This window comes from Pseudomonas sp. p106, from assembly GCF_003936645.1.
Classification (GTDB): domain Bacteria; phylum Pseudomonadota; class Gammaproteobacteria; order Pseudomonadales; family Pseudomonadaceae; genus Aquipseudomonas; species Aquipseudomonas putida_E.
Genome location: NZ_RHQR01000011.1, coordinates 15618 through 28910 on the forward strand (window position 1 = coordinate 15618; position 13293 = coordinate 28910).

Consider the following 13293-nt stretch of genomic DNA (forward strand, 5'->3'; position numbering starts at 1 on the left):
ACCCATTGGCTCCGCCTTTGGAGCCCGGATAAGAGGGGGGCTACACCATGCTGACCCTGCTCAACCTGCTTTCCGCCGTCGCGTTGCTGGTATGGGGCACGCACATCGTCCGTACCGGCATCCTGAGAGTGTTCGGCTCCAACCTGCGCCGGGTCCTGAGCCAGAACATGAACCGGCGGCCATTGGCATTCATCGCCGGTATCCTGGTCACGGCCGTAGTGCAGAGCAGCAACGCGACCGCCATGCTGGTGACGTCATTCGTGGGTCAGGGCTTGATGGCCATGACCCCGGCCTTGGCAATCATGCTCGGTGCAGATGTCGGCACTGCACTGATGGCCAGGGTGCTTACCCTGGACCTTTCATGGCTCTCGCCGTTGCTGATATTCCTGGGTGTGATCTTTTTTCTGTCGCGCAAGCAAACGCGCGCGGGCCAGCTGGGCCGGGTAGGCATCGGCCTGGGTCTGATCATTCTGGCGCTGGAACTGATCGTTCAGGCGGCCACCCCCATCACCCAGGCTCAGGGTGTGAAAGTGCTGTTCGCCTCATTGACCGGAGACATCCTGCTCGATGCTTTGGCTGGCGCAGTGTTCGCCATGGTTTCGTACTCCAGCCTGGCAGCAGTGCTGCTGACCGCCACCCTGGCCGGCGCTGAACTGATCAGCCTGCCAGTGGCCATCGGCCTGGTGGTCGGCGCCAACATCGGCAGCGGGCTGCTGGCCTTTCTCAGCACCAGCATGCAGAACGCCGCGGGCCGGCGAGTGGCCTTGGGCAGCCTGTTGTACAAGCTGATCGGCCTGGTGCTGATCATTCCGGTGCTCAATCCACTGGTGGCGTGGATGGACTCGCTGAGCTTCAGCCCACAGGAGCTGGTGATCGGCTTCCACCTGCTCTACAACACGCTGCGTTGCCTGGTCCTGCTGCCCACCGTCAAGCCCATGGGGCGCCTGTGCAACTGCTTGTTGCCGGAGCGCGAGAACGGTAACGGCCAAGTGCGCCCACGCCACCTGGACGCCTCGGCACTCACCACACCCAGCCTGGCCTTGGCCAATGCTGCCCGCGAAACGTTGCGCCTGGGCGATATCGTCGACAGCCTGCTCGAGGCCATGCTCAACGCCCTGCGCGGCACCCAGACCGCCCTCCCACAGCAGGTCCGTGCCCTGGGCGAAGATGCCGAAGCGCTGTACAGCGCCATCAAACTGTACCTGGCCCAAATGCCCCGGGAAGACCTCAGCGATCAGGACAACAGGCGCTGGGCCGAAATCATCGAACTGGCGATCAACCTCAAGCTGGCCTGTGACCTGGTCGAACGCATGCTGCGCAAGGTCCAACAGCAGAAGACCAGCCAACGCCGGGAGTTTTCCCAGGTCGGCCTGCAAGAGCTGGCCGGCCTGCAAGAGCAATTGCTGACCAACCTGCGCCTGGGCCTTTCGGTATTTCTCAGCGCCGACCCAGAGAGCGCACGCTTGCTGTTGCGGGAAAAACGCCGCTTCCGTGCCCAGGAAAGACGCCTGGCCCATGCCCATGTCAGCCGCCTGCAACGCAAGGTAGTGCAAAGTATCGAGACCAGTTCGCTACACTTGGAGCTGATCGCTGACATGAAGCGGTTGAACTCTTTGTTCTGCAGCAGTGCCTATGTGGTACTGGGTGGCTCGGACACCGACGGGCTAATGCTCGACAGTGTGCCGGACGAAGCCCGCCTACCCTGATCTCGCCTACCTGGAGACCCAAGCTCGCCCATGCGTTGCCTGACCTTCGTTTGCCTGCTGATCTGTAGCCTGCACTCCTTCGCCCTCGATCGTTCGCGGGTCGAGGGCTACCTGCTGCCCAACGGTCTGCAGGTTATTCTTAAATCCGGCTACGAACGCGATCATGTGGCGATCCGCCTGGTGGTGGGTGTGGGCCTGGACGACTTCGACTGCGAGCAGAAAGAGCTGCCGCACCTGCTCGAGCACTTGCTGTTCAGCGGCATCGACGAAACCGGTGAGGGCGGCCTGGAAGAGCGCCTGCAGGCTTTGGGTGGCGAATGGAATGCCTTCACCAGCAGCGCCGACACCACCTTCGTCATCGAGGCCCCGGCGCGCAACCAGCGCAAAGTGCTCGACCTGCTGCTGGCGGTACTGCGCGACACCCGCATCGACGCCAAGGCGTTGGCCACGGCCAAGCGCATCATCGAACGTGAAGACGGCGGCCACTACGGCCACCTGCAACGTTGGCTCGACCGCCAGGACATCGGCCATCCGGCCAGCGATCAGTTGGCAACCGAACTGGGCCTCAAATGCCCGGAACGCTCCAACCTCGATGGCATGACGCTGGAGCAGGTGCAGGCCCTGCGTGATCGCTGGTACGCCGCCAACAACATGACCTTGATCATGGTTGGCGGCCTCGATCGGCTGCTGCCGGCCTACCTGGAGCGCACCTACGGCGAGCTGCCCGCCACCGAGCCGCAGGAGCGGCGCAACCTGGAAAGCATCAGCCAGCAGGCCGAACAGCGACGCGACCTGACCCGTGGTTTTCTGGGCGACAGCGTCAAACTGCACTGGTTGTTCATCGAGCCGGTCCTGGACAACGACCACCAGTCGACCCTCGACCTGCTCTCACGCTATCTGGACTGGGCCCTGTACGACCAGTTGCGCCTGCGTAACGGCCTGTCCTATGGGCCTTCGGCACAACGCGAAAGCTTTGGTGACAGCGGCCTGCTCAGCCTGAACGCTGACCTTGAGCGCGACGACGTCGACGAGGCGGTCAAGGTGATGCAGAAACTGTTCGACCACTTGCGCGAGGACGGCCTTGATCCGGATACATTCGCCCGTATCAAGGAGGCCGCCGTCGCCAAGGAAAGCTGGAGTACCCAGGGCAACAGCGCGCTGGCCGATTATTACTGGGGGGCACTCAACGCCTACAGCAACGGGCGCTTTGCCGACCCGGCCCGGCAGCTGCGACAGGTCAGCCTGGAGCAGGCCAACGAGGCGCTGAAGGCATTGCTCAAGGATGAGGGTTATCTGCGCATCGAGAAGCCGTTGCTTGGGTATGACGAGCTGTATGGGCTGATTGCGCTGCTACTGGGGGTGATCCTGGCTGCCGGGCTGCTACGTCGCCGGCGTACTTCACCCCAACCACCGAGCGGTGCTACACGGCAGCGGTGATTCGGCGGTATCCTTTCGCCAGTACCGACCTCTTCGCGGGTTTACCCGCGACGGCGCGGCACAGTCACCCTATCACTCTGTTGTATACCCATGCCCCCTATTCCCCATATCGTCCAGCGCGTCATCGAACTGCTCAAACGCTACCCCGGCATCATCGCGCTCGGCGGTTTCCTCTCCGGTATCGGCAGCTTCATTCTGGTCGACCGCCAGGCCAGCCTGGCCAGCTGGGTCGCCATTCTCATGCTGGTGAGCTGGATCTGGCTGATGCTGGAGAACACCCTGACAGGCCTGTTCGCCCGCACCTTCAAACGGGAAATTCCTCAGCCGCTGCTGCGCTACGCGACGCAGATGATCCACCAGGAAAGCCTGTTCTTCGTACTGCCGTTCTTTTTCATCACCACCACCTGGAACAGTGGCCAACTGGTATTCACCGGCCTGCTCGGTGCCGCCGGGCTGGTCTCGATCATCGACCCGCTGTACTACAAGTGGCTGGCACCGCGGCGCTGGCTGTTCATGGCGCTGCACACCCTCACCCTGTTCGCCGCGCTGTTGACGGCCCTGCCGATCATCCTGCACCTGACCACCGCGCAAAGCTTCAAGCTGGCACTGGTTGCAGCCATGGTGCTGTCGTTCCCGAGCCTGGCCAGCAGTTTCCCGATCAACACCTGGCGCCGTGGCGTGGCGCTGGTACTGGTGACCCTGGCGGTCGGCGGGGGCGGTTGGTTACTGCGCTCGTGGGTCCCACCGGCCACCCTGTGGATGACCGAAGTGGCGGTCAGCACTGAGGTATTGAACCGCCAGCCCGGCGAATCGCTGGATGAAGTTGCCGCCAGCCGCATTCGCAGCAGCGGCCTGTATGCCTACACCGCCATCAACGCACCGCGCGGCCTCAACGAGCGCATCTACCATGTGTGGCAGAAGGACGGCAAGGAAGTGGACCGTATCGCCCTGGATATCCATGGCGGGCGCAAGGAAGGCTACCGTGCGTGGACCCACAAGCAGAACTTCCCGCCAAACCCCGCAGGTAAATGGCAGGTGCGCGTACTGACCGAAGATGGCCAAGTGATCGGTGTGCTGCGCTTCAAGGTGGTAGACGACGCGCCGGCGAAGTAAGCGCTCCTGTGGGGGCCGGCTTGCCGGCGATTGGGCCGCAACGCGGCCCCAACAGCACTCAGCACATTTCAACAAACCCCGCCATGCCTGCTGCGCTATGATCAGCCTCTACGCCTGTCAGATGCATGGAGCCTATGACCACCCCCAGCGCCACTCTGGACACCAGCAGCCAACCGGCCTGCCTGCGCATTGCCGGTGACTGGACCCTGGCCCACTACGCCAGCCTCAAGCGCGACAGCGAACACCTGCGCACCCAATACGGCGCCGACGCCGTAGCCGATCTCAGCCAACTGGGCCAGCTCGATACCGCCGGTGCCTCGCTACTGGCTGAGCTGCTGGGCTCTGAGCGCCTGTCGCACTGCACTCAACAGCTGCCCGCTGCCAGCCGCGCCCTGCTCAAGAACGTCTACTGCTCGGTTCAGGACTACTGCATCCCGGTAAAGGAACCCGAGCGCCCTGTGCTGCTCCTGCTGCTGGAGCGCATCGGCCGCGCGGTCAATACGTTGTGGCAAGACACCCTGCAGTTGCTCGGCTTCATCGGCCTGATCCTGGAGACCCTGCTGCGCCGGGCCTTGCAACCGCATCGCTGGCGGCTCACCCCGGTTGTCTCGCATATCGAGCAGACAGGTCTGGACGCCGCGCCTATCGTCGCGTTGCTGACGTTTCTGGTGGGCGCGGTGGTCGCCTTCCTCGGGGCGACCGTGCTGGCCGATTTCGGCGCAACCGTATTCACCGTCGACCTGGTGGCATTCTCGTTCCTGCGCGAATTCGCCGTGTTGCTGACCGCCATACTGATGGCCGGCCGCACAGCCAGTGCCTTCACTGCCCAGATCGGCTCGATGAAGGCCAACGAGGAGATCGACGCCATCCGTACCCTGGGCCTGAACCCGATCGAACTGCTGGTCGTACCCCGGGTGCTGGCACTGCTGATCTCGCTGCCGCTGCTGACCTTCGTCGCGATGATCTGCGGCATCGTCGGCGGTGCTGTGGTGTGCGCGCTTTCACTGGATATTTCGCCGGCCATGTTCCTCTCGCTGCTGCAAAGCGATATTGGCGTGCAGCACTTTCTCGTCGGCTTGGCCAAGGCCCCCTTCTTTGCCTTCCTGATCGCGGCCATTGGCTGCCTGGAAGGCTTCAAGGTCAGCGGCAGCGCTGAGTCGGTAGGCGCCCACACCACCTCCAGCGTGGTTCAGTCGATCTTCGTGGTCATCGTGCTCGACGCAGTGGCTGCGCTGTTCTGCATGGAGATGGGCTGGTGAGTACCCCGGAAGCAGTGATCCAGGCGCGGGGCATCTGCAACCGCTTCGGCAGCCAGAGCGTGCACGAAAACCTCGATCTGGACCTTTACCGCGGTGAAATCCTGGCCGTGGTTGGCGGTTCGGGCAGCGGTAAGTCGGTGCTGTTACGCAGCATCATAGGGCTACGGCTGCCGAATGAAGGCCAGATCAAAGTGTTTGGCCAGAACCTGGCCGGCCTGCATGAAGAGCAACGCTCATTGGTCGAACGGCGCTTTGGCGTGTTGTTTCAGAAGGGTGCGCTGTTCTCCTCGCTGACCGTCACCGAGAACGTCGCATTGCCACTGATCGAGCATGCAGGCCTGTCGCGCGCCGATGCAGAGCACCTGGCCGGGGTGAAGCTGGCCTTGGCCGGCCTGCCGATTTCGGCCGCAGACAAATACCCCTCTTCACTGTCCGGCGGCATGATCAAGCGCGCCGCACTTGCCCGCGCACTGGCCCTGGACCCGGACATCCTGTTCCTTGACGAACCCACTGCCGGCCTCGACCCGATCGGCGCCGCCGCCTTCGACCAACTGATCCTCACCCTGCGCGACGCCCTGGGCCTGAGCGTGTTCCTCATCACCCACGATCTGGACACGCTCTACACCATCACTGACCGCATCGCGGTACTGTCGCAGAAGAAGGTGCTGGTGGCAGGCCCGCTGGCCCAAGTCGAACAGACCGACGACCCGTGGATTCACGATTACTTTCACGGCCCACGCGGACGGGCGGCTGAACAGGCCGCCAAACGTGCCGGGCAGGAGCGCTGAACGATGGAAACCCGAGCTCATCACGTCCTCATCGGCCTGGTCACCGTGCTGGTGGTGGCCGGTGCCATGCTGTTTGGCCTGTGGCTGACCAAGTCCAGCGTCGACGACGCCTTCAAGGACTACGAAGTGATCTTCAACGAAGCCGTCTCCGGGCTGTCCCGCGGCAGCCCCGTGCAATACAACGGCATCAAGGTCGGTGACGTGACCAGCCTGCGCCTGGACCCCAAGGACCCGCGCCGGGTGCTGGCCCGGGTTCGCCTGAGCGGCGATACGCCGGTCAAGGAAGACACCCAGGCGAAACTGACCCTCGCCGGCGTCACCGGCAACTCGTTCATCCAGCTCAGCGGCGGCACTCCGAAAAGCCCAGAGCTCAAGGGCAAGGACGGCAAGTTGCCAGTGATAATCGCCTCGCCCTCCCCCATCTCGCAGCTACTCAATGACAGCAGCGACCTGGTCACCAACATCAACCTGCTGCTGCACAATGCGAACCAGATGTTCTCGGAAAACAATATCGACCGCCTGAGCAACACCCTGGCCAATCTGGAACAGACCACCAGTGCGTTCGCCAACCACAAAGGCGGCATTTCCCAGGCCATAGAACAGCTGGCCCAGGTCGGCAAACAGGCCAACGCCACGCTGGCCGAAACCCAAGCGCTGATGCGCAATGCCAACAGACTGCTCGGCACCGAGGGCAAACAGGCCATCGGCAGCGCCGAGCAGGCCATGCAATCGCTGGCCGCCAGCACTGCGACCATCAACAGCCTGCTCAATGACAACCGCCAGTCCATCGACGACGGCGCGCTAGGCCTCAACCAGCTGACACCGGCCATCCGCGAACTGCGTGAAACCCTCAACTCACTCAAGGGCATTTCCCGACGCCTGGAAGCCGACCCGAGCGGCTACCTGCTTGGCCGCGACAACAACAAGGAGTTCCAGCCATGAAGCTGTCGCTGCGCCTGCTGGCCCTGACGGCCGCGCTGAGCCTGTCTGCCGCCTGCTCGATCCTGCCCCAGAGCGAGCCTGTGGATATCTACCGGCTGCCGGTCAACCAGGCCAGCCACAGCGCGACCCCGGTGCCATGGTCGTTACGCTTGAACAAGCCGCTGGCAAGCGAAGTGCTGGCCGGGCAACGCATCGCTGTGATCCCCAAGGGCGACGTGGTCAGCAGCTACAAAGGCGCCCGCTGGAGCGACCCGGTGCCGTTGCTGTTACGCAACCGCCTGCTCGATGGCTTCCAGCGCGACGGGCGTGTACAGCGTCTGAGCGCCGACGACAGCAACCTGCAGGCCGACTATGAACTGGCCGGTGAACTGCAGGCATTTCAGAGCGAGTACCGGCCAACCGGTACGGTGGAGGTGGTGATCCGCTATGACGCGCGTCTGGTTCAGGGGCGCAGCCAGCGAATCCTTGCCTGCAAGCGTTTCGAGGTGCGTCAGCTGCTGGCAGATACGCAGGTTTCGGCCGTGGTGGCCGGCTTCGGCATGGCCAACGATCAACTCGCCGCGCAGGTGGTGAACTGGACCGTCGCGCAAAGCGCTCAGGCTCAGGCAAAGAACCAGTAGCAGACCAGGATGGCCGCAATGACACCGGACAGTTCGGCCAGCAAGGCGCAACCTACGGCATGGCGCACGCGCTGGATGCCGACAGCACCGAAATACACCGCCAGCACGTAGAACGTGGTTTCGGTGCTGCCCTGAACGGTAGCGGCTACCAGTGCCGGGAAGCTGTCCACGCCGTGGGTCTGCATGGTCTCGATCAGCATCGCCCGCGCCGCACTGCCGGAGAACGGCTTGACCAATGCGGTCGGCAGGCCCTCGACGAAGCGGGTGTCCATACCCATCCAACTTACCGCGTGACGAATGCCATCCAATGCCAGCTCAAGGGCCCCGGAGGCGCGCAGCACACCAACGGCTACCAGCATGGCCACCAGGTAGGGCAGCAGGCTCTTGGCCACGTCGAACCCTTCCTTGGCGCCTTCGACAAAGGCCTCATACACCTTCACCCGCTTCAGCGCACCGATCACCAGGAACAGCATGATCACACCAAACAGCGTGAGGTTGCCCAGGACAGACGACAGGCTGGCCAGCGCAGCAGCCGACAGGGTACCGAGGAAGGCCATGAAGCCGCCCAGCAGCAGAGCACCCGGGATCATGTAGGCCAGCACCACCGGGTCCCACAGGCGCAAGCGCTGCATCACCGCCACCGACAGCAGACCGACCAGGGTCGAAACGCTGGTCGCCAGCAGGATCGGCAGGAACACCAGGGTCGGGTCAGTAGCGCCTTGCTGGGCGCGGTACATGAAGATGGTGACCGGCAGCAGGGTCAGCGATGAGGCATTGAGCACCAGAAACAGGATTTGCGCGTTGCTCGCGGTGGTGCTGCTGGGGTTGAGCTCCTGCAGGGCGCGCATGGCTTTCAGGCCGATCGGCGTAGCGGCGTTGTCCAGGCCCAGGCCGTTGGCAGCAAAGTTCATGGTGATCAGGCCCAGTGCCGGGTGGCCGGGTGGCACTTGCGGCATCAGCCGGGCGAACAGCGGGCCGAGCACTTTGGCCAGCCATTCCACGATACCGGCCTTTTCCGCGATCTTGAGGAAACCCAGCCAGAGGGTAAGGGTGCCGAACAGCAGGATCATGACTTCGACCGAGAGCTTGGCCATGGCGAAGATGCTCTCGACCATCGCGGCGAAAATGCCGGCGTTGCCGCCCACCAGCCATTGGGCCAGGGCCGATACGGCCGCCACCAGGAAAAAGCCAAGCCAAAGGCCGTTGAGCATCCGTGTGTTCCCCCTGAAAAGTGCCTGAATGATAACGCACCAACGGCTGCTTTAGCCTGCGCTGGCCACATCGCAGGTTCGCTGGCGATGTGGCCCTTACAGACAGCAAAAAGCCCCGAATAAATCGGGGCTCAATGTTCAACGCGTCAGGTTCAGCGCTTGGCGGTCTCGCCAACCAGCGCCGCTTCCTTCTTGTCCGCAATCAGCGAGGCGTAGTACTGCTCGCCCTTGGCGGCGTCGTACATGCCTTCCCAACGAGCGATCACCAGGGCAGCCAAGGCATTGCCGACCACGTTCAGAGCGGTACGCGCCATGTCCATGATCCGGTCGACACCCGCGATGAAGGCCAGGCCTTCCAGTGGGATGCCTACACTGCCCAAAGTTGCCAGCAGGACCACGAACGATACGCCCGGCACACCGGCAATACCCTTGGAGGTCACCATCAGGGTCAGCACCAGCAGCAATTGCTGGCTCCAGGACAGGTCAATGCCGTACAGCTGGGCGATGAAGATCGCCGCGATGCTCTGGTACAGGGTCGAGCCGTCGAGGTTGAACGAATAACCGGTCGGTACCACGAACGAGCAGATCGACTTCGGCGCACCGTACTTTTCCATCTTCTCGATGACGCGAGGCAGTACGGTTTCGGAGCTGGACGTGGAGTAGGCCAGGATCAGTTCATCTTTCATGATGCGCATGATCTTGATTACCGAGAAGCCGAACAGGCGGGCTACAAGGCCCAGCACCATGAAGGCGAAGAAGGCGATGGCGAAGTACACCAGCAGCACCAGCTTGGCCAGAGGCAGCAGCGAGCTGAAGCCGAAGTTGGCGACCGTCACGGCGATCAGGGCGAATACGCCGATCGGGGCGTAGTTCATGATCATGTGGGTGACCTTGAACATGGTCTCCGACACGCCCTGGAACGTACGCACCAGTGGCTCGCGCAGGTCTGCCTGCAGGCTCGACAGGCCCAGGCCGAACAGCACCGAGAAGAAGATGATCGGCAGCATCTCGCCACGCATCAGCGCCGCGAAGATGTTCGACGGGATCAGGTTCAGCAGGGTCTCGATGAACGCATGCTCATGCTGCACCTCGGCGGCGGTCGCCTGGTACTTGGAGATGTCGACGGTGCCCAGGGTGCTCATGTCGATGCCGGCGCCCGGGTGGAACAGGTTTGCCAGCACCAGGCCGACAACGATGGCGATGGTTGTCACCACCTCGAAGTAGATGATGGTCTTCAGGCCGATGCTGCCCAGTTTCTTCGCGTCGCCAACCCCGGCGATGCCCACGATCAGCGACGAAATCACGATCGGGACGACGATCATCTTGATCAGGCGAATGAAGATGTCACCGGCGGGCTGGAGAACGTTGCTGATCCACCATGCCTTTTCTGCACTGAAATGATTCAGTAGCGCGCCGATTGCAACGCCCAGGACCAGACCGATGACGATCTGCCAGGCGAGGCTCAATTTTGCCTTCTTCATGTCTTTACCCTTTGTTCTAGTGATCACGGGCACCGATCGGAAAAGCACGTAACAGAGCCGTTGGCAACGTCACGGGCATCGTACAGCTTCCGTCCGGAGGCCTCATGTAAGGACACCGCAAGCGAGCGACAGGGCGCTCGGGCCAGCGAAAAGGCGGCAACTATTGCGATGGGCAAGGACGAAATCTAATGCCGGAAGCGCATACCCCATGCCGATTCGACATACAGCAATGCGTCAAAATGAGGCATTCGCAAGTCATTGATTTATAACGTTCGGAAACCCGAACACGACCAAACCGCCAGATCTCGGCTGATTTGGCAGTACACAGAAGAGGACATTGATGGCCTGTTCGACAATCCGAATGGCTGAAATGACACCTGACAACGGCAGCGTTGAGCGAAAAAAAATTGATGTGCGGTCAAGACAAAATGTGTCTCAGCAGGAAAAAGCTGAAAGGGAGATGTTGAAATGAAGATGGCATCTCGGAAGTCAGGCCAGCTCTATGTGGGAAAACTCACTGCTGACCTGAACCTCCGATTTTGCCTTGCCTGACCCGGCCCATCGCTGGAGGCACTCCCTGTACCCCTAGGCCACTCCGATTCTGCAACAATCAGAACAGCCCGGCCCCTTGGTCATGTGCAGCCCCTCCTCGGGGCAGCGCATCATAGAAGCGAGAACTATAGAAAGGTTCCACTTCTATTACGTGACAGTGCGCGACCAATCGTCCCTGACACTCAGTACCAGTTCGGGTCACGCTTGAGCTGCTCCTTCAGCATCGCCTGCATGCCTTCATCCGGCTCACCCAGCCAACGATACTGCGCATGGCGGGTTGGAGCCTTGTCACTCGGCAGGCCCTCGGGTACCTCCACCAGCATCCCGTAGGCATCGTCCTTGTCCCAGCTGAACGCTACGATCAGGCGTTTGTAGGTGCAGTTGTCCTTGGATTCACACAGCGGTCCGACCAGATATTTGTCACCATCTTCGGTCACCGCGGACATCTGCTGCTGCGCACTGCCCGTCAGGTTGATCACCCAGTCGGGCAGGCGTTCCTCGCCTTTGATCGCGTCCTGCCAGGTCTCCCGGTACTCAGGGTCAGAGCCGAGCAACTTGTCGGCGCTGACCTGGCCATCATTGGCCGCCATCGCCGCTGCGCTACCCCCCAACAGCAGAGCGGCAGCTACGGCGTTGCAAAGCTTCCTGCTCATCGTCAACCTCGACCACGTCCAAAGAAGAATGAGGCTACGAACAGGACCAGGAAGACAATGAACAGGATCTTCGCGATACCCGTGGCAGCGCCGGCGATACCACCGAAGCCGAGTACGGCGGCGACAATGGCGATGATGAGGAAAGTGATAGCCCAACTCAGCATGATGCTTCTCCTTTCTTTTTTGAAATCGATCCGGTCGGTGTCGAAACCGCAGCGCCTTAGAACACCCAGCGTTGCTGGGGCACGACTTTTTCGACTGTGGCCGGCGAGGTGTTGGCCGAAGGCAGCTTTTGCGCTGCCCTCACCAATGTGTTGGCACGTGTCGCCTGGATTTGCGCCAGCAGCGCAGTCTGCGCCGCAACCTGCTCAGTGAGTCGCGCGGTCTGCCAGCTGTAGTAAAAAAGGCCTGCGGCCAAAGCCAGCAGCAACGCCATCCCCAGTATCAGGAACTGGCGCAGTGGCAGTGCGGCGATCTGCGAACGGTTGACGGATTGGCGGTTCATGCCGGCTTCTCCTGCTGTAATTTTTCTATTCAAACCTGAACAGGTAATTGCAGCCTGCGTGCCAGCGGTTCGATTTCTAATAAATCCTTATAAATCAAATAGTTACGCAAACACATTATTGGGCCTGAGGACGTATCCTGCACGATGCCCGTCTTGGCGTCGTGCGTATTGCACGATTCATCCTTCAACCTTGGTCGCCACCTTGAGCAGATCGGCATCCACCCCACGTACGCCAATGATTTGCCGCGCGATCTCAACGGCGATGGTTTTCTGCTCGCTGCTGACCACCTCACCCGACAGCCGCACCATGCCGCCCTCACTGGCCACCTTGATGTTCAGGCCATCAAGGTTGCGGCTGAAGCGGAAGCTGTTCTGGATCTTGTCGATCACCCAACTGTCACTTGGCTGCGGCCCGGTAGACACGCCCACCGGCGTTTCGCGAGCCTGGGCCATGGCTGCGGAATCCAGACTGACCAGGTTGTTGACCAGGTACACACCGTCAGTGGTCCGCGCCACCACCCCAGCCAGTTCCTTGGCTTCAGCGCTGTCGACCTTGCCGCGCAGGGTGATCACACCTTCACTGCTCTGTACCTCGATAGGCGCCTTCTGCGTCGTACGGCTCCACAGCAGACGGGCACGAATGACGGCAGCCAGGGTTGCATCCTCAAGACGCTGAGCGTAAGCCCGCAATTCGAGCGGGCGCTCGACCAGCCCGGCGTTGACCTGCAACTGGTTATCGACCTGCTCGATGCCTCGAGTCGCCTGTGCGACGTGTTCGGCCAGCTGGCGCTCAACCTCATTCTCGACCTCACCCGTCAGGCGTGCCCGCTGGCCATCCACCTCGACCTCAATGCGAAACGGGTTGAGCATGCGGTTGAGTGCCAGCGCAGTCTGTAGGGAGCCCTCCAGGCGGGCATCCTGAACCGGGTCGGCAAACGCTGGGGTGCAAATGGATAACAGGCTGGCCGTCAACACAGCCGTTCGAGTGGTAAAAGGCATGACCGCACTCCTTCTGTAGGCTAAATC

At 61.8% G+C, this 13293-nt stretch carries 13 protein-coding genes; 7 read left to right on the forward strand and 6 right to left on the reverse strand.

The window, feature by feature from the left end; translation table 11 throughout:
• Positions 1–47: 47 nt before the first annotated feature.
• The 7 genes from EGJ09_RS14885 to EGJ09_RS14915 all read left to right on the forward strand — a co-directional run bounded on the left by EGJ09_RS14885 (position 48) and on the right by EGJ09_RS14915 (position 7865).
• Positions 48–1706 (forward strand): Na/Pi cotransporter family protein, encoded by a 1659-nt coding sequence (locus EGJ09_RS14885; RefSeq protein WP_125924264.1) that lies wholly within the window; start codon positions 48–50, stop codon positions 1704–1706.
• A gap of 30 nt (positions 1707–1736) precedes the next feature.
• Positions 1737–3143 (forward strand): pitrilysin family protein, encoded by a 1407-nt coding sequence (locus EGJ09_RS14890; RefSeq protein WP_115273167.1) that lies wholly within the window; start codon positions 1737–1739, stop codon positions 3141–3143.
• A gap of 90 nt (positions 3144–3233) precedes the next feature.
• On the forward strand, positions 3234–4256 hold the full coding sequence (locus tag EGJ09_RS14895) for a DUF5924 family protein (protein ID WP_046786722.1): 1023 nt from the start codon (positions 3234–3236) through the stop codon (positions 4254–4256).
• 125 nt (positions 4257–4381) lie between these two features.
• A complete protein-coding gene (locus EGJ09_RS14900) occupies positions 4382–5515 on the forward strand; it encodes an ABC transporter permease (RefSeq protein ID WP_046786723.1) in 1134 nt (377 codons plus the stop codon).
• Positions 5512–6303, forward strand: a complete 792-nt coding sequence (locus EGJ09_RS14905) for an ABC transporter ATP-binding protein (protein WP_125924265.1) — start codon at positions 5512–5514, stop codon at positions 6301–6303. The genes EGJ09_RS14900 and EGJ09_RS14905 overlap by 4 nt, the downstream gene beginning before the upstream one ends.
• 3 nt (positions 6304–6306) lie before the next feature.
• Complete coding sequence (locus tag EGJ09_RS14910; RefSeq protein ID WP_125924266.1) at positions 6307–7245, forward strand: MlaD family protein; 939 nt, start codon at positions 6307–6309, stop codon at positions 7243–7245.
• Positions 7242–7865, forward strand: a complete 624-nt coding sequence (locus EGJ09_RS14915; RefSeq protein ID WP_125924267.1) for an ABC-type transport auxiliary lipoprotein family protein — start codon at positions 7242–7244, stop codon at positions 7863–7865. The genes EGJ09_RS14910 and EGJ09_RS14915 overlap by 4 nt, the downstream gene beginning before the upstream one ends.
• On the opposite strand, the gene EGJ09_RS14920 is transcribed toward EGJ09_RS14915, so the two are convergent.
• The 6 genes from EGJ09_RS14920 to EGJ09_RS14945 form a co-directional block, all read right to left on the reverse strand.
• The gene (locus EGJ09_RS14920) at positions 7847–9076 is read right to left on the reverse strand and encodes a nucleoside recognition domain-containing protein (RefSeq protein ID WP_012316842.1); all 1230 of its coding nucleotides are present in this window, start codon (positions 9074–9076) and stop codon (positions 7847–7849) included. The two genes, EGJ09_RS14915 and EGJ09_RS14920, sit on opposite strands and share 19 nt — an antisense overlap.
• Positions 9077–9228: 152 nt before the next feature.
• A complete protein-coding gene (gltP, locus tag EGJ09_RS14925; RefSeq protein ID WP_012316843.1) occupies positions 9229–10557 on the reverse strand; it encodes a glutamate/aspartate:proton symporter GltP in 1329 nt (442 codons plus the stop codon).
• Between the two features lie 734 nt (positions 10558–11291).
• Positions 11292–11762: an inhibitor of vertebrate lysozyme family protein gene (locus EGJ09_RS14930; protein ID WP_046786729.1), complete on the reverse strand. Its 471-nt coding sequence runs from the start codon at positions 11760–11762 to the stop codon at positions 11292–11294.
• Positions 11763–11764: 2 nt separating this feature from the next.
• The gene (locus tag EGJ09_RS14935) at positions 11765–11926 is read right to left on the reverse strand and encodes a DUF1328 domain-containing protein (protein WP_003252966.1); all 162 of its coding nucleotides are present in this window, start codon (positions 11924–11926) and stop codon (positions 11765–11767) included.
• Positions 11927–11982: 56 nt separating this feature from the next.
• A complete protein-coding gene (locus tag EGJ09_RS14940) occupies positions 11983–12267 on the reverse strand; it encodes a hypothetical protein (protein ID WP_046786730.1) in 285 nt (94 codons plus the stop codon).
• Between the two features lie 177 nt (positions 12268–12444).
• On the reverse strand, positions 12445–13266 hold the full coding sequence (locus EGJ09_RS14945) for a BON domain-containing protein (protein WP_125924268.1): 822 nt from the start codon (positions 13264–13266) through the stop codon (positions 12445–12447).
• Positions 13267–13293: the final 27 nt, after the last annotated feature.